Origin of the sequence: Microbacterium testaceum, from assembly GCF_003075375.1 — a bacterium.
GTDB classification, from domain to species: Bacteria; Actinomycetota; Actinomycetes; order Actinomycetales; family Microbacteriaceae; genus Microbacterium; species Microbacterium testaceum_E.
The window spans coordinates 90,088-111,189 of the sequence record NZ_QDFT01000003.1 but is presented as its reverse complement, the minus strand read 5'-3'; the positions used below and the strand labels follow the sequence as shown (position 1 = coordinate 111,189).

General features: G+C 71.0%; 15 protein-coding genes. 11 read left to right on the top strand and 4 right to left on the bottom strand.

The window, feature by feature from the left end:
* Positions 1-5 precede the first annotated feature (5 nt).
* A complete protein-coding gene (gene dxr, locus DC432_RS02150) occupies positions 6-1,088 on the top strand; it encodes a 1-deoxy-D-xylulose-5-phosphate reductoisomerase (protein WP_116536488.1) in 1,083 nt (360 codons plus the stop codon).
* A gap of 127 nt (positions 1,089-1,215) precedes the next feature.
* On the opposite strand, the gene DC432_RS02145 is transcribed toward dxr, so the two are convergent.
* Positions 1,216-2,880, bottom strand: a complete 1,665-nt coding sequence (locus DC432_RS02145) for a Mur ligase family protein (protein WP_207770727.1) — start codon at positions 2,878-2,880, stop codon at positions 1,216-1,218.
* 87 nt (positions 2,881-2,967) lie between these two features.
* Between DC432_RS02145 and DC432_RS02140 the strand changes: the two genes are divergently transcribed.
* Entirely contained in the window at positions 2,968-4,284 is a 1,317-nt protein-coding gene (locus tag DC432_RS02140) for a M50 family metallopeptidase (protein WP_116536487.1), read from the top strand.
* An 18-nt stretch (positions 4,285-4,302) separates the two neighbouring features.
* On the opposite strand, the gene DC432_RS02135 is transcribed toward DC432_RS02140, so the two are convergent.
* Positions 4,303-6,231 carry a chorismate-binding protein gene (locus tag DC432_RS02135; RefSeq protein ID WP_116536486.1) on the bottom strand — a complete coding sequence of 643 codons (1,929 nt, stop codon included), beginning with the start codon at positions 6,229-6,231 and terminating at the stop codon, positions 4,303-4,305.
* A gap of 214 nt (positions 6,232-6,445) precedes the next feature.
* Between DC432_RS02135 and ispG the strand changes: the two genes are divergently transcribed.
* On the top strand, positions 6,446-7,597 hold the full coding sequence (gene ispG / locus DC432_RS02130) for a flavodoxin-dependent (E)-4-hydroxy-3-methylbut-2-enyl-diphosphate synthase (protein WP_181373670.1): 1,152 nt from the start codon (positions 6,446-6,448) through the stop codon (positions 7,595-7,597).
* Between the two features lie 54 nt (positions 7,598-7,651).
* Positions 7,652-8,830 (top strand): benzoate/H(+) symporter BenE family transporter, encoded by a 1,179-nt coding sequence (locus DC432_RS02125; protein ID WP_116536485.1) that lies wholly within the window; start codon positions 7,652-7,654, stop codon positions 8,828-8,830.
* Positions 8,831-8,857: 27 nt separating this feature from the next.
* Here the strand turns inward: DC432_RS02125 and DC432_RS02120 are convergent, their stop codons facing one another.
* Entirely contained in the window at positions 8,858-9,655 is a 798-nt protein-coding gene (locus DC432_RS02120) for an NADH:ubiquinone oxidoreductase subunit 4 (chain M) (protein WP_116536484.1), read from the bottom strand.
* Positions 9,656-9,705: 50 nt separating this feature from the next.
* On the opposite strand from DC432_RS02120, the gene DC432_RS02115 reads away from it, so the two are divergent.
* On the top strand, positions 9,706-11,502 hold the full coding sequence (locus DC432_RS02115) for a proline--tRNA ligase (RefSeq protein ID WP_116536483.1): 1,797 nt from the start codon (positions 9,706-9,708) through the stop codon (positions 11,500-11,502).
* Between the two features lie 86 nt (positions 11,503-11,588).
* A complete protein-coding gene (locus tag DC432_RS02110; protein ID WP_116536482.1) occupies positions 11,589-12,410 on the top strand; it encodes an aldo/keto reductase in 822 nt (273 codons plus the stop codon).
* A 6-nt stretch (positions 12,411-12,416) separates the two neighbouring features.
* On the opposite strand, the gene DC432_RS02105 is transcribed toward DC432_RS02110, so the two are convergent.
* Entirely contained in the window at positions 12,417-13,226 is an 810-nt protein-coding gene (locus tag DC432_RS02105) for a DUF1206 domain-containing protein (RefSeq protein ID WP_116536481.1), read from the bottom strand.
* Positions 13,227-13,367: 141 nt separating this feature from the next.
* On the opposite strand from DC432_RS02105, the gene DC432_RS02100 reads away from it, so the two are divergent.
* The 5 genes from DC432_RS02100 (at position 13,368) to infB (ending at position 21,038) form a co-directional block, all read left to right on the top strand.
* A complete protein-coding gene (locus tag DC432_RS02100; RefSeq protein ID WP_116536480.1) occupies positions 13,368-15,863 on the top strand; it encodes a glycogen/starch/alpha-glucan phosphorylase in 2,496 nt (831 codons plus the stop codon).
* Positions 15,864-16,114: 251 nt separating this feature from the next.
* On the top strand, positions 16,115-16,717 hold the full coding sequence (locus DC432_RS02095) for an HD domain-containing protein (RefSeq protein ID WP_116536479.1): 603 nt from the start codon (positions 16,115-16,117) through the stop codon (positions 16,715-16,717).
* A gap of 115 nt (positions 16,718-16,832) precedes the next feature.
* Entirely contained in the window at positions 16,833-17,822 is a 990-nt protein-coding gene (gene nusA / locus DC432_RS02090; RefSeq protein ID WP_108319891.1) for a transcription termination factor NusA, read from the top strand.
* A 33-nt stretch (positions 17,823-17,855) separates the two neighbouring features.
* Positions 17,856-18,107: a YlxR family protein gene (locus DC432_RS02085; RefSeq protein WP_116536478.1), complete on the top strand. Its 252-nt coding sequence runs from the start codon at positions 17,856-17,858 to the stop codon at positions 18,105-18,107.
* 93 nt (positions 18,108-18,200) lie between these two features.
* Entirely contained in the window at positions 18,201-21,038 is a 2,838-nt protein-coding gene (infB, locus tag DC432_RS02080; protein WP_207770726.1) for a translation initiation factor IF-2, read from the top strand.
* Positions 21,039-21,102: the final 64 nt, after the last annotated feature.

The window sequence follows — 21,102 nt, the reverse complement described above, 5'->3', positions numbered from 1 at the left end:
ACGGAATGCGCCGCGTCCTCATCCTCGGTTCCACCGGTTCGATCGGGACGCAGGCGCTCGACGTCATCCGCGCCAACCCCGACCGTTTCGAGGTCGTCGGTCTCGCGGCCGGGAGCAACCGCGCCGGAGTCGAGGCGCAGGCTGCCGCCTTCGGCGTGGACGCCGTCGCTCTCGGTGCCGTCGAGGCGGAACAGCTGGTCCGTGACGTCGACGCCGACGTGGTGCTGAACGGCATCACCGGCTCGGTGGGGCTCGGTCCGACGATCGCCGCGCTCGAAGAGGGGCGCACCCTCGCCCTCGCGAACAAGGAGTCGCTGATCGTCGGCGGCGACCTGGTGACCGCGCTCGCCGCGCCGGGTCAGATCGTGCCGGTCGATTCCGAGCACTCGGCCATCGCGCAGGCGCTCCGGGCGGGCGACGCGCACGAGGTGCGCCGGCTGGTGCTCACGGCATCCGGGGGTCCTTTCCGGGGACGCTCACGGTCGGAGCTCGCCGACGTGACACCCGCGCAGGCCCTCGCGCACCCCACCTGGGACATGGGCCGTGTCGTGACGACCAACTCGGCGACCCTGGTGAACAAGGGCCTCGAGGTGATCGAGGCGCACCTGCTGTTCGACGTCGCCTACGACCGGATCGACGTGACCGTCCACCCGCAGTCGATCGTGCACTCGATGGTCGAGTTCGTCGACGGCTCGACCATCGCGCAGGCCTCTCCGCCCGACATGCGGCTGCCGATCTCGCTGGGCCTGGATTGGCCGCACCGGATCGGCGGCGTCGGCGCGCCGCTCGACTGGACGCGGGCCTCGCAGTGGACCTTCGAGCCCCTCGACGAAGAGGCGTTCGGCTCGGTCGCCCTCGCCAAGCGCGTCGGACGAGCGGGCGCGACGTATCCCGCGGTCTTCAACGCCGCGAACGAGCAGGCCGTCGACGCGTTCCACGAGGGGCGTCTGAGTTTCCTCGAGATCGTCGAGCTCATCGAGCGCGTGGTCGACCGGCACGAGGCCCCCTCCGCGCTCTCGCGCGAGTCCCTCGCCGAGGCCGAGGCGTGGGCGCGCCGGACGGCTGACGAGATCATCGCCGCGCGCTGAGCGCGCGCGAGCGTTGCACACCCCCTGCGAGGCGTCGCAGACGGGGGTTTCCGCGGCGTGCGGCGCGAATGTGCAGGAGTCGCGCGGCGCCGGCGCCGCGAGGCCCCGATCCGTCGCCGACCCGACGTCAGGCGGGGAAGTCGACCGGACGCTCGGGGTCGGACGACGGCGTGGCGTCGGCCGGGTAGGGCACCGGCCACTGCGGATCGGGCACGGCCCATCCCGCGGCGCGCAGGGCTCGGCGCGAGAGCTCGCGCGCCGAGTAGGGGGTGCGCACGCCGCGGATGTCGCGGTAGTCCTGGTGGCCGGGTCCGGCCCACAGGATCGCATCACCCTCGCCGACGAGCTTGACGGCCTCGAGGATCGCGCGCTCGGGCGGGGTGAACTCGTGGATCTCGCCGTCGGGACGCGCGCGACGCGCCCCCTTGACGAGGACCGCGCGGATGGCATCCGGATCCTCGTGGCGCGGGTGATGGTCGGTGATGACGAGGATGTCGCTGCCCTCGACCGCGGTGCGTCCCATGTCGAGACGCTTGGTGGCGTCGCGATCGCCGTCGGCGCCGAACACCATGACGACCTTGCCGGGCGTGACGCGACGGACGGCCGCGAGCGTCTTCTCGAACGCGTCGGGGGAGTGACCGAAGTCGACGTAGACCGCGGGACCGTGCGGACCCGAGACGAGCTGCGTCCGCCCCGGCAACGACGCGTCGATGCGCTCGCCATCGAGGGTGCTGTACAGGTGCTCCCAGGTGTACCCCGCCTCGAGCAGCATGACGATGGCGAGACCCGCGTTGGCCGCCATGTGCCGACCGATGACGGGGACGACCGTCGTGAGCGCACGACCCTTGCCGTCCGTCAGGGTGAACTCGGTGCCCTCCTGCCGCTCGTCGACGATCTCGACGCGCCACTGGGCGGATGCCGCGGCGGCGGCGTCCTCGGCGATCGCGGGCGTCGCGATGGTGACGACCGGGATCTCGGCGCGCGCGGCGATCTCGATCCCCGCGACGGTGTCGAGGCACACGACGCCGCGGCGGGCGCGGTCGGGCCGGAACAGGGGCAGCTTCGCCTCGAAGTACTCGCGCATGTCGGCGTAGTCGTCGAGGTGGTCGTGGGAGAGGTTGGTGAAACCGGCGACGTCGAACACCAGACCGTCGACCCGGTGACGCGTGAGCGCCTGCGCGCTCACCTCGACCGCGACGGCCTCGACACCGCGTTCGCGCATGAGCGCGAGCAGGGCGTGGAACTCGGACGCCTCGGGCGTCGTCAACCGCGACACGATGACCTCGCCGGCGATGTGCCGCTCGGCGGTCGACGACAGACCCGTCACGACGCCCAGCTGGTCGAGGATCCCCTCGAGCAGGTGCGAGACGCTGGTCTTGCCGTTGGTGCCCGTGGTGGCCAGCAGTCGCGGCAGCTCGTCCTGGGGACCGGTGCCGTACACCCAGGCCGACAGGTCGCCGAGAAGGGCGCGGGGATCCTCGACCACCACGATCGGAAGACCGGTGGATGCCGCGATGGCGGCGCCGTCCTCGTCGGTGATGACCGCGACGGCACCCCGCTCCGCGGCGGTGGGGGCGAACTCGGCCCCGTGGCGGTTCACGCCGCGGATCGCGACGAACGCCTCGCCGGCGCGCAGGTCGGCGGTGGCGAGCGTGATGCCGGTCACGGCGGTGCCGTCGACGTCGCCGACGGTGCGCACGCCGAAGAGGCGGGCGAGTTCGGCGAGGTCGCGGCGGGGAGGCCGCTCCGGTCGGAGCACGGGCGGGAGGTTCGAGGCAGCGTCGGTCGACATCGCTCCCATTGTCTCATCCGGCGTCGCACAGACACCGCATCGCGGCCGCACGGGCCGTTCCAAGGCGGGCGGCGGTATCGTCAGCGGGTGACCGCGATCGCCTTCCTCATCGGCGTGCTCGTGCTCGTGATCGGCCTGGCCGTCTCGATCGCCCTGCACGAGATCGGGCACCTGCTGCCCGCGAAGCTCTTCGGCGTGCGCGTCGGTCAGTACATGATCGGGTTCGGCCCGACGCTCTGGTCGAAGCGCATCGGCGAGACCGAGTACGGCTTCAAGGCGCTGCCGCTGGGCGGCTTCATCTCGATGGCGGGCATGTTCCCCCCGGCTCCGGACGACGCCGAGCCCGGCAGAAAGCGCTCGCGGTTCTTCGCCACCATGGTGCAGGACGCCCGCGACGCCAACGCCGAGACGCTCATCGCCGCCGACGACCGGGTGTTCTACAAGCTGCCCGTCTACAAGCGGATCATCGTCATGCTCGGCGGTCCGGTGATGAACCTCGTGCTCGCGGTCGTCCTGTTCGCCATCGCGCTGAGCGGCATCGGCGTCCAGGCCGGAACGACCACCGTCGCCTCGGTCAGCCAGTGCGTGATCCCCGCGAGTCAGCAGCGCGATGCGTGCACCACGGGAGACCCGGTCGCCCCGGCCGCGGCCGCCGGCATCCAGCCCGGAGACCGCCTCGTGTCGATCGACGGCACCCCGGTCGAGACGTTCGCCGACGCGGCGGCGATCATCCAGCGCTCGCCCGGCCGGCAGCTGTCGGTGGTCATCGACCGCGACGGCTCCCAGCAGACCGTGCAGTTCACCCCGCAGAGCACGGACCGTGCGGTGACCGACGACCGCGGACGGGCCGTGACCGACGCGAGCGGTGCCCCCGAGTACGAGACGGTCGGCTTCGCCGGGCTGCGCGCGCAGGAGGCTCTCGTCCCCCAGCCGCTCACGACCAGCTTCGAGGCCACGGGACAGTACATCGGCACGGTCGCGCAGATCATGTCGCAGCTGCCGGTGCGCATCTACGACGCGGCGGCCGACACCCTCACCGGGCAGCCGCGCGACGCCAACAGTCCCATGAGCGTCGTCGGCGCGGGACGCATGGCCGGCGAGATCGCCGCCGTCGACGCACCCATCCTCGCCCGCGTGCAGCAGATCCTCGCTCTGCTGGCGGGATTGAACGTCGCCCTGTTCGTGTTCAACCTCATCCCGCTGCTGCCGCTCGACGGCGGACACGTCGTCGTCGCGCTGTGGGACGGCATCAAGCGCTGGCTCGCTCGGATGCGCGGCAAGGTCGCACGGCCCGTGGATGCCACGAAGCTCGTCCCCGTGACGTTCGTCGTCGTGGTGCTGCTGGTCGGAATGGGCGGCGTGCTGTTCCTCGCGGACATCTTCAACCCGGTGCAGCTGCTGTAACGCGCCGGGTCCCCGGCGTCAGAGCGCGTGGGCGATCAGCCGCTCGAGCGTGCGCATGCCGTCGCGCGAGAGGATCGACTCGAGGTGCCCCTGCACGCTCGCGACCGCGGGGCCGCGCAGGGCGTACACGTCGCCGGTCTCGGCATCCGCGGCCACCTCGATAGGGATGTCGCGATCGACGGTCGACAGCCCCCGTGCGGTGGTCCCGGGCGCGACGCGCGCGGTGAACGTGTTGTAGAACCCGATGGACGCCGGCTCGCCGAACACGTCGACGCTCTTCTGCAGGCCCTGGTGCGGCTGCGCGAGCGGCGCCAGGTCGATGCCCAGCTGATCGGCGAGGATCTGGTGGCTCAGGCAGACCGCGAGCAGGGGAGCGCCCCCGTGCAGGCGCCGCGACACGACGCGACGCATCGCGGCGATGCGCGCGCTGTCGTCGTCGCGCGGATCGCCGGGCCCGGGGCCCGAGACGACGAGGTCGGCGGCATCCATCTCGGTGTCCGTCACCCGCGACCAGTGCACGATCCGCGCATCCAGTCCGAGGTGGCGCAGCTGGTGGGCGAGCATCGTGGTGAAGCGGTCCTCGGCATCCACGACCACCGCCGTGCGCCCCGCGAACGGGCCGGTCTCGTCGGGGTCCTGCGGGTTCATCCAGAACGGTGCGAGGCGGTCGTTGCGCGACGCCAGCAGCGCGGCGATCGCGGGATCCTCGGCGAGCGGGCGGCGCTCGGCGACGGGGGCGTCGGGATCGGCGTCGGCGGGCGCAGCGGGAACATCGCGTGGGATCGCGCCGATGGCGCCGAGCACCCCGGCCGCCTTGCCGTGGGTCTCGCCGACCTCGCCGTACGGATCGGAGTGGCGCACGAGGGTCGCGCCGACCGGCACGCGCAGGCGCCCGTCGACCAGGTAGGCCGTGCGGATGAGGATCGGGGCGTCGAGGTCGTGGGTCGGGCCCTGCACGGCCCCGTTCGGGGTGAACAGTGCGGCGACGCCGGAGTAGTAGCCGCGCGGGGAGGTCTCGTGACGGGCGATCACCGTGCACGCGTTCTGCATGGGCGAGCCCGTGACGGTGGGGGCGAACATCGTCTCGCGCAGGATGTCGCGCGGGTCGAGGTCGCTGCGGCCCCGCAGCATGTACTCGGTGTGGGTCAGCCGCGACATCTCTTTGAGGTGGGGGCCGGTGATGCGGCCGCCGTCCGTGCACACGGCGCTCATCATCTTGAGCTCCTCGTCGACCACCATGAAGAGCTCCTCGGTCTCTTTGGTCGAACGCAGGAACTCCGCCAGGGTGTCCGCGGTGGCACCGCCGGCCGGATGGCGGAACGTGCCCGAGATGGGGTTCATCGTGACGATGCCGTCCTGGGCGCTCACGTGCGCCTCGGGGCTCGCACCGACGGCGATGTGCCCGTCGGTGACGACCGCGAAGGTCCAGTAGGCGCCTCTCTCGTGCTCGAGCAGGGCGCGGAACCACGTCAGCGCCGCCACGCGCGGGTCGGCGGAGACCCCGGCGACGAAGTCGCGGCGGATGACGAAGTTCGCCCCCTCGCCGCGTCCGATCTCATCGGCGATCACCCGCCGGACGATGTCGGCGTACTCCTCGTCCGCGATGTCGAAGCCCGCTCCCTCGAGCTCCACGGGGGAGGAGGGGAGGGATGCCATGACCTCCGCGCGCGGCAGGATCGTCCGCTCGCCGATGACGAGGCAGCGCAGCGGGGCGCCGTCGTCGTGGCAGACGAACCCGCGCTCGCGGACCTGTCGGAACGGGACGAGGGCGAGCACCTCGCGGTGCCGGCCGTCGGCATCCGTCAGCGGGATGTCGGAGAGCAGCTCGACGTCGACTACGTCGCCCGTGAGCACCTCGACGGTGTCGGGGTCGCGCGCGATGAGCGCGAACGGCGCGTCGCCGGTCAGCAGGTGCAGGAGCGAGGAGGAGGGGTCGGGCCCGGTCATCGAAGTACTTCCGTCTGTGAGCGAGGGTCCTGTGCGGCCGCCGAAAACACGAAGACCGCCCGGATCCCGAGGGAGGGCGGTCTGTCGCACGCGAGCTCACCGCCTAGACGGTGGGCCACCAACTGCAGTGCGCGCGCATGGCGCCGAACCTATCACAGAGAGCTTTCGCAGCCGGTTCGGACTCCGTTCAGCGCGGGCGGCGTAGGCTGAGCGCGTGCCTGCTGTGAATCTCGGAATGCCCCGCGTGCCGGAGACCCTCGCTCCCCGTCGCAAGACCCGTCAGATCCGGGTCGGCAAGGTGCTCGTCGGAGGCGACGCCCCCGTGAGCGTGCAGTCGATGACGACGACGCCGACGACCAACATCAACGCCACCCTGCAGCAGATCGCCGAGCTGACGGCATCCGGGTGCGAGATCGTGCGTGTCGCCGTGCCCTCGCAGGACGACGCCGACGTGCTGCACATCATCGCGAAGAAGAGTCAGATCCCCGTCATCGCCGACATCCACTTCCAGCCGAAGTACGTCTTCCAGGCCATCGACGCCGGGTGCGGCGCGGTGCGCGTGAACCCCGGCAACATCCGCAAGTTCGACGACCAGGTCGGTGCGATCGCCAAGGCCGCCAAGGACGCGGGCGTCTCGCTGCGCATCGGCGTGAACGCCGGTTCGCTCGACCGTCGACTGCTCGAGAAGTACGGCAAGGCGACCCCCGAGGCGCTCGTCGAGAGCGCCGTCTGGGAGGCCTCGCTGTTCGAGGAGCACGACTTCCACGACTTCAAGATCTCGGTCAAGCACAACGACCCCGTCGTCATGGTCAAGGCCTACCGCCTGCTCGCCGAGCGGGGCGACTGGCCCCTGCACCTCGGCGTGACCGAGGCCGGCCCCGCGTTCCAGGGCACCATCAAGAGCGCCACGGCCTTCGGCATCCTGCTCTCCGAGGGCATCGGCGACACCATCCGCGTGTCGCTGTCGGCCCCGCCCGCCGAAGAGGTCAAGGTCGGCCACCAGATCCTGCAGTCCCTCAACCTGCGCGAGCGCAAGCTCGAGATCGTGTCCTGCCCCTCGTGCGGTCGCGCGCAGGTGGACGTGTACTCGCTCGCCGACAACGTCACCGAGGGTCTGAAGGACATGACCGTGCCGCTGCGCGTGGCCGTCATGGGCTGCGTCGTGAACGGCCCGGGCGAGGCGCGCGACGCCGACCTGGGCGTCGCGTCGGGCAACGGCAAGGGCCAGATCTTCGTCAAGGGCCAGGTCATCAAGACCGTGCCCGAGGCCGAGATCGTCCAGACCCTCATCGAAGAGGCGAACCGCCTCGCCGACGAGATGGGGCCCGACGCCGCGACCGGCACGGCCCAGGTCATCACGGCCTGACCCGGCCCCGGCCGGCGGGACGAGGCGCCGCGGTCCGATAGCGTCGGAGGCCTCATGGCTTCCGACGTCTCCCTCGCTCGCCCGCTCGTCGCGGGCGTCGTCACCGCCCTGGTCGGCTTCACGAGCACCTTCGCCGTCGTCTTGACGGGGCTGCGCGCGGTCGGCGCGACCGCCGAGCAGGCCGCGAGCGGACTGCTGGCCATCACCCTCGTGGTCGGCATCGGGTGCATCGTGCTGGCCGGACGCCACCGTCTGCCGATCACCGTCGCGTGGTCGACCCCGGGTGCGGCTCTGCTCGCGGCCACGGGGGCGATCGACGGGGGCTGGTCGGCCGTGGTCGGGGGCTTCTTCGTCTCGGCGGGCCTGATCCTGTGCACGGCGCTGTTCCCCCCGCTCGGGGCTCTCATCGCCCGGATCCCTCCCTCGATCGCGCAGGCCATGCTCGCGGGCGTCCTGCTGCCGCTGTGCGTGGCGCCGTTCACCGGTCTCGTCGACGACCCGTGGGGCGTGGCGCCGGTGCTGATCGTGTGGCTGGTGGCATCCCGGATCCTGCCCCGGTGGGCCGTGCCGCTGGCGTTCGTGACGGCGATCGTCGTGGTCGCCGTCGAGCTCTCGCGCACGGGCGCGGGGACGGATGCCGCGACCCTGCTGCCGCGGCTGGAGTTCACCGCACCGACGCTCACCGTGGGAGCGGTCGTGGGTATCGCCCTGCCGCTGTTCGTCGTGACGATGGCGTCGCAGAACGTCCCGGGGGTCGCCGTGATGCGCAGCCTCGGCTACACGATCCCGTGGCGTCCCGCGATGCTCGTCACCGGGCTGGGTTCGGCGGCCGCCGCGGGCTTCGGCGGACACGCGATGAACCTCGGGGCGATCAGCGCCGCTATCGCCGCCGGCCCCGACGCCCACCCGGACCCGCGACGACGGTGGGTGGCCGGCCTGTCCGCCGGGGGCACCTACCTCGTCCTCGGCGCGCTGTCGGCGGCGTTCGCCGCCGTCGTGCTGCTCGCGCCGGCCGGGGTGATCCCGGCGGTGGCCGGTGTGGCGCTGTTCGGTGCGTTCGGGTCGGCGGTGCAGCAGGCCATCGACGACCCCGGCGAGCGGGTGCCGGCCGTGGTGACGTTCCTGGTCGCGGCATCCGGGATCGCCGTGTTCGGGGTGAGCGCGGCGTTCTGGGCGCTCCTGGCCGGGCTGGCGGTGCGCGGGGTGCTGCACGTCGGGCGCGGCCCGCGCTGACGCCGTCCCGGAGCGGCGCGTCGGCGGTCAGGAGCCGAGGGAGAACTCCGCCCGGATGCGTTCGCGGGCCCCGGCGTACTCGGGCAGCTCGGCGAAGTACCGGAACTTGTCGGCCAGGACCGAGTCGCCGACGATCTCGGGCTCGAGGACGAACGTGGCGAAGGTCTCGGCGAAGTCCTCCGAGGCGTTGGTGGCGGCGTAGTCGCTGACGAAGTCCGCCTCGTGCGCGGCGTAGAACGCGGTGCCCACGTCGGTGTCGAGGTTGTCGCGCGCCGGCGCGTCGTCGTACCCGGCCCAGAAGCGCTCGGCGAAGCGCTGCAGATCGGAGTCCGCCGACAGGCATCCGGCCCCGGTCCACTCGGTGTCGCAGGTCGAGGCATCGGTGTCGACATCGTCGACGCCCAGGCTCAGCAGGTGCGCGTACTCGTGGACGAGGGTGGTCAGCAGCAGCCGCGGGTCGTCGGCGAAGGCCAGGTTCGCGGCGAACGCCCATCGCGTCGGATCGTCGTCGTCGCTGATGACGTAGGCGAGGGTGTCGCTGCCGGCATCGTCGCCGACGCGGTAGGTCGTCACGTCCGAGCGCACGAAGGCGGGGGTGGCGACGCGCACGAAGTCGTCCCAGACGCGTTGCGCGCGCTCGTCGGGTGAGGGGTCGAGCGCGCCGTCGGGGGTCAGGCGGTACGACGCGGTGATGGCGAAGTCCCCGTCGGTGGGGGCGGGGGAGCGCGGGTCGTCCCCGCCCAGGGCCGAGACGCCGACCCACGCGCCCACCCCGACGAGCAGGGCGAGCGAGAATCCCAGGACGAGGGTCCACCGTGCGCGCATGTGCTCACGATAAGGGAGGCCGCCACCGCCGCGCCCTAGACTCGACTCTCGTGGTCACCCGTCTGTCGAACTACTTCCTCCGCACGCTCCGCGAAGATCCCTCGGATGCCGAGGTCACGAGCCACCGCCTGCTCGTGCGCGCCGGATACATCCGTCGCAACGCCCCCGGCGTCTTCGCCTGGCTGCCGCTCGGCCTGAGGGTCAAGGCCAAGATCGAGGCGGTCGTCCGCGAAGAGATGGCGAACGCCGGAGCATTCGAGGTGCACTTCCCGGCGCTCCTGCCGCGCGAGCCGTACGAGGTGACGGGCCGCTGGGAGGAGTACGGCGACGCGCTGTTCCGCCTGCAGGACCGCAAGGGGGCCGACTACCTGCTCGCGCCCACGCACGAGGAGATGTTCACCCTGCTGGTGAAGGACCTGTACTCGTCGTACAAGGACCTGCCCCTGACGATCTACCAGATCCAGGACAAGTACCGCGACGAGGCGCGCCCCCGCGCCGGCCTCCTGCGCGGTCGCGAGTTCACGATGAAGGACGCGTACTCGTTCGACGCGACGGATGCCGGTCTCGACGCCTCGTACCAGGCTCAGCGCGATGCCTACGAGCGGATCTTCACCCGCCTGGGCCTCGAGTACGTCATCGTCGCCGCCGACGCCGGCGCGATGGGCGGCTCGAAGTCCGAGGAGTTCCTGCACCCGACCCCGATCGGCGAGGACACCTTCGTCCGCTCGGCCGGAGGCTACGCGGCCAACGTCGAGGCGTTCACCACGGTCGTCCCCGACGCGCTGCCGATCGAGGGTCGGCCCGAGCCGGTCGTCTTCGACTCGCCGAACACCCCCACGATCGCCACCCTCGTCGATCACTCCAACGCGCACCTGGCCGCACCGGCCCCCGGTATCGCCGGTCCCGCCACGGCCGACGCCGTCGAGTGGACCGCCGCGCACACGCTGAAGAACGTGGTGCTCGCCCTCACGCATCTCGACGGCACGCGCGAGCTCGTCGTCGTGGGCCTGCCCGGTGACCGCGACGTCGACGACAAGCGCGTCGAGGTCGCCTTCGCCCCGGCCGAGGTCGAGGCGGCCACCGAGGCGGACTTCGCGAAGAACCCGCTGCTGGTCAAGGGCTACATCGGCCCCTGGTCGCCCACCGGTCCGGTGCTGGGCGAGGAGTCGGCGACCAAGATCCGCTACGTGCTCGACCCCCGCGTGGTCGACGGCACCGCCTGGATCACCGGTGCCAACATCGACCAGAAGCACGTGCACTCGCTCGTCGCCGGCCGCGACTTCGTCGGCGACGGCTTCGTCGAGGTCTCGACCGTGCGCGCGGGCGACCCCGCCCCCGACGGCTCCGGTCCGGTGGAGCTGGCCCGCGGCATGGAGATCGGCCACGTCTTCCAGCTGGGCCGCAAGTACGCCGAGGCCCTGGGGCTCAAGGTCCTGGACGAGAACGGCAAGCTCGCCACCGTCACGATGGGCTCGTACGGCATTGGGGTCACCCGCATCCTGGCCATCATCGCCGAACTCAACAACGACGCGAAGGGTCTCATCTGGCCCGAGTCGGTCGCCCCGTTCGACGTGCACGTGGTGGCCACGGGGCGCGACGCCGTGGCCTTCGAGCTCGCGGCATCCGTCTCGGAGCAGCTCGAGTCCGCCGGCCTCGACGTGCTCTACGACGACCGCCCCAAGGTCTCTCCGGGGGTCAAGTTCGGCGACGCCGAGCTCGTCGGCATCCCGCGCATCCTCATCGTGGGTCGCGGCGCCGCCGACGGGCAGGTCGAGCTGTGGGACCGCCGCACGGGCGAGCGCGAGACCGTGTCCGTCGACGACGCTCTGGCGGCGCTCACGCGCTGACGCCTGACGGAACGGCATCCCTCCCGCTGCGGGAAAGGGGTGCCGTTCCGCCGTTCCGGAGGGTGTTCGCCGGTACCGTGGATGCCATGATCTCGGCCCCTCGCCTGTCGCTCGCCGACGGCTCCACGATTCCCCAGCTCGGCGTCGGCACCTACAAGGTGCCGGCCGAGACCACCGCCGGACTCGTCGAGGGGGCGCTCGCCGCGGGCTACCGCCACATCGACACCGCGGCGCTCTACGGCAACGAGGCCGAGGTGGGCGCGGGGCTGCGGGCCTCGGGGCTCGATCGCGACGAGGTGTTCGTCACCACCAAGGTGTGGAACGACGATCAGGGCTTCGACGAGACGCTCCGCGCCTTCGACACCAGCGCCGCGGCGCTGGGCCTCGACCGCGTCGACCTGTATCTGATCCACTGGCCCATCCCGAGTGCCGACCGCTACGTCGACACGTGGCGGGCGCTGCTGCGATTGCAGCAGGAAGGGCGGGCGACGTCGATCGGCGTCAGCAACTTCTCGGTGCCGCACCTGGAGCGGCTGCGCGACGAGACGGGCGTGCTGCCCGTGGTCAACCAGGTCGAGCTGCACCCGCGCTTCCCCCAGGACGACCTCGTCGCCTGGCACGAGGCGAACGGCATCGTCACCGAGGCGTGGGCGCCGCTGGCGCGCGGCGGGCTGTTGGACGAACCGGTCCTGGCGACCCTGGCCGACAAGTACGGCAAGACGCCGGCTCAGGTCGTCATCCGCTGGCACCTCGACCGCGGGCTCGTCGTCTTCCCCAAGTCCGTGTCGCTGGACCGGATCCGCGAGAACGGCGACGTGTTCGACTTCACGCTCGACGCCGACGATCACGCTGAAATCGCCGGGCTCGAGACGGGCGAGCGGACGGGTCGCGATCCCGACCTGGACTGAGGGCCGTCACACGTCCAGTCGGGCGTACCGGGCGCGGAAGACCGTGAACACCCCGTAGGCGAGGAAGCCCAGGCCGACCAGGCATGCCAGGAACGGTCCCAGCGGCAGGGCCACGACCGCAGCGACGGCGCCGTCGAGTCCGCCCGCGGTGTCGGGCTCGACACGGATCGCGGCGGTCACCAGCAGCACGCCGACGACGATCAGCGCGATCCCCTTCGCGACGAAGCCGACGACGCCCAGGGTCGTGAGCGCGAAGCCGCGCGGCCCGTCCGGTGTGCGCACCTTCGAGTGGAACGATCGACGCAGGCCCATCCACACGAAACCGATGCCCACGCCGGCCACGGCGAGTCCGACGGCGCCCAGGATCGCCCCGCCGATGGGCCAGGTCAGCACGCCCTGGCTGAGGTCCTCCGCGGCCTGCTCGGCGCGCGGGCGGGCCCCCAGGGCGACGGATGCCGACACCAGACCGATCGCGAGGAACACCAGCCCCTGCGGCAACTCGGCGAGGATCCGCGCGAGACGCCGCCACACCGACAACCGCCGCGGAGCGAAGGCCTGCAGCAGATGCCACCCGCCGAGGGCGACCAGGCCGATCGCCAGGGCCCACAGGGCCGCCGCGCCCAGGGGAGCGGCGGCGAGGGCGCGGAAGGCCCCCGTCTGATCGCTGTCCTCCTGCGCGCCCAGGCCGACCGCGATGACCAGGCCGCCGATGAGCAGATGCAGGATGCCGTTGGCGGCGTAGCCCGCGCGGGCAGCCAGCCGGAAAGCAGGGTTCGCCTCGGCGTCGCGAGCGGCGGTCCGGGCGGTGGAGGGCATCGGCTCACCGTATGCGCTGGAGTCCTCCGGCGACAATCCGGTTGCGCGACGGGCGTCGTCCCGTGCGGCACGCGGGTGAAGATCGTGTGTCGTTCAGGTTCCACCTTGGCGAGACGCCGCGGGACTCATTACGGTCGGAGAGTGCCCGAGAACACCCCCGAACTGCGCCCGACCCACCCCCTGGCCCTCGCGCCGGTCGTCGCCCCCGCGGCATCCGTCGACGGCTTCGCGAAACAGTTCCTGCAGAACCTCAACTTCGACCAGGGCGTGACCCTGTCGAACTCCGACGTCAACGACCAGTACCTGGCCCTGGCCTACACGGTGCGTGACTACCTGATGGCGCGCTGGTTCGACGACCGGGCCCAGCAGAAGGCGCAGCAGAACAAGACCGTCTGCTACCTTTCGGCCGAGTACCTGCTCGGTCGTCAGCTCGACAACAACCTGCTCGCCGCGCGTCTGACCGACATCGCCACCGAGGCGCTCGCGCAGTGCGGCATCGACATCGACGACCTGCGCGCCGTCGAGATCGAGCCGGGGCTGGGCAACGGTGGTCTCGGCCGTCTGGCCGCCTGCTTCGTCGACTCGCTCGCGACCATGAGCATCCCGGCGATCGGGTACGGCATCCGCTACGAGTACGGCATCTTTCGCCAGGCCTTCGCCGACGGGCAGCAGATCGAGCAGCCCGACGCGTGGCTGCGCATGGGCTCGCCGTGGGACTTCGCCCACCCCGAGGCCGCGCAGACCATCTCGTTCGCCGGCACCACCGAGACCTACGACGACGGCGGCGTCGAGCGCACCCGCTGGGCGCCCGAGTGGAACGTGCTCGCGGTGCCGTACAACATGATGGTCCCGGGCTACCACAACGGTCGCGTGAACACCCTGCGCCTGTGGCGCGCGGTGGCCACCAACGCCTTCGACCTGCACACCTTCAACTCCGGCGACTACGTCGAGTCGGTGCGCGCGCAGACCTTCGCCGAGAACATCTCGAAGGTGCTCTACCCCGAGGACTCCACGCCCCAGGGCAAGGAGCTGCGCCTGCAGCAGCAGTACTTCTTCGTCGCGGCATCCATCGCCGACTTCATCGACAACGTGCTCCCCGACGACTTCGACATCGAGAAGCTGCCGGAGCGCGTGATCTTCCAGCTCAACGACACGCACCCCGTGATCGGCGTGCCCGAGCTCATGCGCGTGCTGGTCGACGAGAAGAAGCTCGAGTGGGATGCCGCGTGGGCCATCACGCAGAAGTGCTTCGCGTACACGTGCCACACGCTGCTGCCCGAGGCCCTCGAGGTCTGGTCGGTCGATCTGCTCGGGCGCCTGCTGCCGCGCCACCTCGAGATCATCTACCGCATCAACGACGAGTTCCTGCTCGAAGTGCGCGAGCGCTTCGGCGACGACGAGATGCTCATCCGCAACATGTCGATCATCGGCGAGCACCCGTACCGCTCGGTGCGCATGGCGTACCTCGCCACGGTCGCAGGCTCCAAGGTGAACGGTGTCGCCGAGCTGCACTCGCAGCTGCTGCGCGACAACGTCCTGAAGGACTTCGCCAAAATGTGGCCCGACAAGTTCACCAACGTCACCAACGGCGTCACCCCGCGCCGCTTCCTCCGTCTGGCCAATCCCGATCTCTCGGCTCTCATCACCGAGGCGCTCGGCGCGGGCTGGACCGTCGACCTCGAGCGCCTGCGCGGCCTCGAGGCGCTCGCCGACGACGGCGACTTCCGAGAGCGGTTCGCCGCGGTCAAGGCCGCCAACAAGCGCCGCTTCGCCCGCGTGCTCGAGGCCCGCGGCGACCAGCCCCTCGACGACGGTCACATGCTCGACGTCATGATCAAGCGCCTGCACGAGTACAAGCGTCAGACGCTCAAGGTGCTGCACATCGTCAGCACCTACGAGGGCATCGTCTCGGGTCGTCTCGACGTGGACACCGTGCAGCCGCGCACCTTCCTGTTCGGCGCCAAGGCGGCCCCGGGCTACGGCATGGCCAAGCGCATCATCCACCTCATCAACGCCGTCGGCGAGGTGGTGAGCGGGGACGAACGCGTGCAGGGCAAGCTCAAGGTGCTGTACCCGGCGAACTACAACGTCACCCTCGCCGAGGGCATCATCCCCGCCGCCGACCTGTCGGAGCAGATCTCGCTCGCCGGCAAAGAGGCGTCCGGCACGGGCAACATGAAGCTCGCCCTGAACGGCGCGCTCACCATCGGCACCGACGACGGCGCGAACGTCGAGATCCGCAAGCTGGTCGGCGACGACAACTTCTTCCTGTTCGGCATGAGCGAGCCCGAGGTCGAGGCGCTGTGGGCCGAGGGGTACCGCCCCGCGGACGTCTACCAGGGCGACGAGCGGCTGCGCAGCGCGATCGACCTGATCGCCTCGGGCGCGTTCTCGGACGGCGACCGCACGGTCTTCGAACCGCTCGTGTCGAACCTGCTGTACGAAGACCGCTTCATGGCGCTCGCCGACTTCGCCTCGTACCTCGACGCCCAGGAGCGCGTCGACGCGGCGTACGCCGACCAGGACGCGTGGGTGCGTTCGGCGATCCTGAACGTCGCCCGCAGCGGCTACTTCTCGTCCGACCGGGCCATGCGCGACTACCTCGACCGCATCTGGCACGCCACGCCGGTGTCCTGAGCGGTTCTGGATGCCGCGGCCCCGCCGCCGCGGCATCCCTCGCTCTTGTGGTGCGCCTCGCCGCCGTCCTTCCCCCGGCACGTCCTCTCGCCTGCGGGGCGGCGGCGGCGTTCGTCGCGGGGGAGCGGGGTCGGCACGGGTGCGCGATGCAGGGCGTGCGTCTTGGCAGGGGAACGACGAGGCGTGGCGGGGCGGGGCGTCGCGGCGGGCGCGTGGGCGCGTCAAGCTGGGGCCCTGACCCCGGAGGACCCATGCGCATCGCCGACTTTTCCGTGCCCGACACCGCCGCCGCCCGCGCGGCGCTCGAGCTCGCCCGCGAGTATCAGACGCCGGCGATCACGGCCCACGCCCTGCGGTCGTGGCTCTTCGCCGAGGCGTTCGCGCGCGACGGCGGCTTCGACGCCATCGACCACGAGCTGCTCTACGTCTCGGCCGTGCTGCACGACATCGGCACCGTCACCGCGTTCGACAACCACACGCTGTCCTACGAGGACGCCGGCGGCCACGTCGCGATCGCCCTTACCGCCGGAGCGGGCTGGCCGCGCGAGCGTCGGCGCCGCGCGCTCGAGGTGATCGTGCGGCACAACTGGACCAGCGTGGATCCCATGATGGATGCCGAGGGCCACCTGCTCGAGATCGCCACCGGCCTCGACATCTCGGGAGCCCGCGTCGACGTGCTGCCCGAGGACTTCGTGCGCGAGGTGCTCGCGGCCCACCCGCGGGGGACGCTCGCGGCGGAGTTCGCCGCGTGCGTCTCGGACCAGGCCGCCCGCAAGCCCGGCACGGCCGCCCGCCGTCTCGTCGACGGGGGAGTGCGGGAGAAGCTCGCTGCGCACCCGTTCGAGCGCCTCTGAACCGGCATCGGCATCGCTCCGCCGTCTCGGGTCGCGGAGCGGGTGGCATCCCGGGTATCGTAGGAGGGTTGTCGGCGCCGGTCGTGCCGACGAAAGCTGAACAACGGAGGGCCTTGTGGACATCGATCTCGCACTTCTGAAGACGATCGAACGCGAGAAGGAGATCCCCTTCGACGAACTCGCGCGGATCATCGAGCAGGCGATCCTGACCGCCTACGCCAAGCACATCTCGTCCGAGGGCGAGATCCCGGCGGGCGCTCGCGCCTCGCTCGACCGCAAGACCGGTCACGTGGGCATCTTCACGCCCGTGACCGACGACGAGGGCGCCGTGATCGGCGAAGAGGAGCAGGCCCCCGACGACTTCGGCCGCATCGCCGCGTTCGCCGCGAAGCAGGTCATCAGCCAGCGTCTGCGCGACATCGCCGACGACGCGGTGCTGGGGGAGTTCAAGGGCAAAGAGGGCGACATCGTCGCCGGTGTGGTCCAGCAGGGACCGAACCCGCGCATGGTGCACGTCGACCTCGGTACCGTCGAGGCGATCCTGCCGCCCGAGGAGCAGGTGCCCGGCGAGACCTACCCGCACGGCTCGCGCCTGCGCGTGTACGTCACGAGCGTCTCGAAGGGCAACAAGGGCCCGCAGATCACGGTCTCGCGCACCCACCCCGGTCTCGTGCGCAAGCTCTTCGCGCTCGAGGTGCCCGAGATCGCCGCGGGTCTGGTCGAGATCGTCTCGCTGGCGCGCGAGGCGGGCCACCGTTCCAAGATCGCGGTCAAGGCGAACGACCCGACGGTCAACGCCAAGGGCGCCTGCATCGGCGAGCTGGGCCGTCGCGTCCGCGCCGTCACCGAGGAGCTCGCGGGCGAGAAGATCGACATCATCGACTACGACGCCGAGCTGCCCCGTTTCGTCGCGAACGCCCTGTCGCCCGCCAAGGTGACCTCGTCGTTCGTGCTGGATGCCTCGACCAAGGCCGTGCGCGCCCTCGTGCCCGACTACCAGCTGTCGCTCGCGATCGGCAAAGAGGGGCAGAACGCCCGTCTCGCCGCCAAGCTGACCGGTGCCAAGATCGACATCCAGCCCGACAGCATCCTCGAAGACAACTGAGCGTCCGTCTTCCGGGTAGGCGCGAGGTGTAGGATGGATCCCGTACGAACGTGCGTCGGATGCCGCGCACGCGCCCCCCGATCCTCGCTTCTGCGTGTGGTCGCCGACGGATCGGTCCTCGTCCCCGACGAGAGAGCGGTGCTTCCGGGCCGGGGAGCGTGGGTGCACGAGACGGACGCGTGCGTGACGAAAGCTCTCACGCGTCGCGCTTTCGTACGAGCATTGCGTGTGTCAGGCCCGCTTGACACGCAGACCTTCGAATCACACCTCCAGCGAAAAGGCTGAACGGCTATGGACACGAAGTGAACGGCTCGAAATGAGACCCGTCCGCAACTAACGGTCTGCCCTGTCCGGGGTAGGCCCTCAGACAGGAGAATTGTGGCAAAACCACGCGTGCACGAGATCGCTTCCGAGCTCGGCGTCGACAGCAAGGTCGCGCTTGCGAAGCTGAAGGAGCTCGGCGAGTTCGTCAAGAGCCCTTCGTCCACCATCGAACCCCCGGTGGCCCGTAAGCTCCGCGCCGCCCTGGCGGCCGAGGGCTCTTCGGGATCCTCGGATGCCAAGCCCGCCGCTCCCGCGGCGCGCCCCGGCGCCGGAGCCCGTCCGGGCCCCGCGCGACCCGCGGCGACCCCCGGCGCGCGCCCCTCGGGACCGACCCCCGGCCCCGCGAAGCCCGCCGCTCCGGCTGCTCCCGCGGCCGCGCCGGCCCCCGCGGCATCCGCTCCCGCGACTCCCGCCGCAGCCCAGGCCGCTCCCGCGGCGTCGGCTCCCGCGGCGTCGAGCCCCGCGCCGTCCGCTCCCGCCAAGCCGGGCGCCAAGCCCGCGGCTCCGTCGGCGACCCCCGCGGCCGGTGGCGGCGCACCCAAGCCCGGCCCCAGCGCGCCCCCGCGCCCGGGTGGAGCGCGCCCCGGCAACAACCCCTTCGCGTCGTCGCAGGGCATGGGTCAGCGTCCCGCCGGCCCCCGACCGGGCAACAACCCCTTCGCCTCGGCGCAGGGCATGGGCCAGCGCCCGACCCCCGGCAACATCCCGCGTCCCCAGGCTCCGCGCCCGGGCGCCCCGCGTCCCGGAGCCCCGCGTCCCGGCGGCGCCGGTCGCCCCGGTGGTGGCGGTCGTCCCGGCGCCCCGTTCCAGCAGCGTCCCGGCGGTCCCGGTCGTCCCGGCGGTGCCGGCGGCGGCTTCCAGCGCCCCGGTGGCGGCGCTCCGGCCGGTGGTTTCGCCGGTCGTCCCGGCGGCGGCGGTGGCCGTGGCCGTGGTCCCGGCGGTGGTACCGCGGGAGCCTTCGGCAAGGGTGGCGGCAAGTCCAAGCAGCGTAAGTCGCGTCGGGCGAAGCGGCAGGAATTCGAGATGCGGTCGGCGCCGGTCGTCGGCGGCGTCAACGTCTCGAAGGGCAACGGCGAGATCATCCGTCTGCGTCGTGGTGCCTCCATCGCCGACTTCGCGGACAAGCTCGAGGCGCTGCGCGGCTACACCGTGCAGCCCGGCACGCTCGTGACCATCCTGTTCAACCTGGGTGAGATGGCCACCGCGACCGAGTCGCTCGACGAGGCCACCTTCGAGGTGCTTGGCGAGGAGCTCGGCTACAAGATCCAGATGGTCTCGCCCGAGGACGAGGACAAGGAGCTCCTCGAGGGCTTCGGTCTCGACCTCGACGCCGAGCTCGAGGCCGAGAGCGAGGACGATCTCGAGATCCGTCCTCCCGTGGTCACCGTCATGGGCCACGTCGACCACGGTAAGACGCGACTGCTCGACGCCATCCGCCAGACCAACGTGGTCGCGGGCGAGGCCGGCGGCATCACGCAGCACATCGGTGCGTACCAGATCTGGACCGAGCACGAGGGCATCGAGCGCGCGATCACCTTCATCGACACCCCGGGTCACGAGGCGTTCACCGCCATGCGTGCCCGCGGTGCGCAGGTGACCGACATCGCGATCCTCGTGGTCGCGGCCGACGACGGCATCATGCCCCAGACGGTCGAGGCGCTGAACCACGCCCAGGCGGCGAACGTGCCGATCGTGGTCGCGGTCAACAAGGTCGACAAGCCCGACGCCAACCCCGCCAAGGTGCGCCAGCAGCTCACCGAGTACGGTCTGGTCGCCGAGGAATACGGTGGAGACGTCATGTTCGTCGACGTCTCGGCCCGACAGAACCTCAACATCCAGGCCCTCCTGGACGCGGTCCTGCTCACCGCCGACGCCGGCCTCGACCTGACGGCCAACCCGAACAAGGCGGCCCGCGGTGTCGCGATCGAGGCGAAGCTCGACAAGGGTCGCGGTTCGGTCGCCACGGTGCTCATCCAGTCCGGAACCCTGCGCGTCGGCGACGCGATCGTCGCCGGAACGGCGTACGGCCGCGTCCGCGCGATGATGGACGAGAACGGCGAAGCCGTCGAAGAGGCCTACCCCTCGCGTCCCGTGCAGGTGCAGGGTCTGAACTCGGTGCCCCGCGCCGGCGACGTCTTCATCGTCACCGAAGAGGACCGCACCGCGCGTCAGATCGCCGAGAAGCGCGAAGCCGCCGAGCGCAACGCCCAGCTGGCCAAGGCCCGCAAGCGCATCTCGCTCGAGGACTTCACCCGTGCTCTCGAAGAGGGCAAGGTCGAGTCGCTCAACCTCATCATCAAGGGCGACGTGTCGGGTGCCGTCGAGGCGCTCGAGGAGTCGCTGCTCAAGATCGAGGTCGACGACAGCGTCCAGCTGCGCATCATCCACCGCGGCGTGGGTGCCATCACCGAGTCGGACATCAACCTGGCCACGATCGACAACGCGATCGTGATCGGCTTCAACGTCCGTCCCGACACGAAGGCCCGTGAGCGCGCCGCCCGCGAGGGTGTCGACGTGCGGTTCTACTCGGTCATCTACAACGCGATCGACGACGTCGAGCAGTCGCTCAAGGGCCTGCTCAAGCCGGAGTTCGAAGAGGTGCAGTCGGGTGTCGCCGAGATCCGGGAGGTGTTCCGCTCCTCGAAGTTCGGCAACATCGCCGGTGTCATCGTGCGATCGGGAACGATCACGCGCAACGCCAAGGCCCGCGTCATCCGCGATGGCGTCGTGCTGGCCGACGGTCTGGCCATCGAGTCGCTGCGCCGCTTCAAGGACGACGTCACCGAGGTCCGCACGGACTTCGAGTGCGGTATCGGCCTGGGCAAGTTCAACGACATCCAGATCGGCGACGAGATCGAGACGACCGAGATGGTCGAGAAGCCGCGAGGCTGATCACACCTGGCGGGAGTCGCGTCTTCGGGCGCGGCTCCCGCTTCGTCATCCGTGGCGGTATTGC

Coding starts and splice junctions, on each gene's coding strand:
- DC432_RS02125 (WP_116536485.1), top strand. CDS start 7,652: ATGGCTTCCGACGTCTCCCTCGCTCGCCCGCTCGTCGCGGGCGTCGTC.
- DC432_RS02085 (WP_116536478.1), top strand. CDS start 17,856: ATGGATCCCGTACGAACGTGCGTCGGATGCCGCGCACGCGCCCCCCGA.
- DC432_RS02120 (WP_116536484.1), bottom strand. CDS start 9,655: ATGCGCGCACGGTGGACCCTCGTCCTGGGATTCTCGCTCGCCCTGCTC.
- DC432_RS02105 (WP_116536481.1), bottom strand. CDS start 13,226: ATGCCCTCCACCGCCCGGACCGCCGCTCGCGACGCCGAGGCGAACCCT.
- DC432_RS02145 (WP_207770727.1), bottom strand. CDS start 2,880: ATGTCGACCGACGCTGCCTCGAACCTCCCGCCCGTGCTCCGACCGGAG.
- dxr (WP_116536488.1), top strand. CDS start 6: ATGCGCCGCGTCCTCATCCTCGGTTCCACCGGTTCGATCGGGACGCAG.
- DC432_RS02135 (WP_116536486.1), bottom strand. CDS start 6,231: ATGACCGGGCCCGACCCCTCCTCCTCGCTCCTGCACCTGCTGACCGGC.
- DC432_RS02095 (WP_116536479.1), top strand. CDS start 16,115: ATGCGCATCGCCGACTTTTCCGTGCCCGACACCGCCGCCGCCCGCGCG.
- DC432_RS02110 (WP_116536482.1), top strand. CDS start 11,589: ATGATCTCGGCCCCTCGCCTGTCGCTCGCCGACGGCTCCACGATTCCC.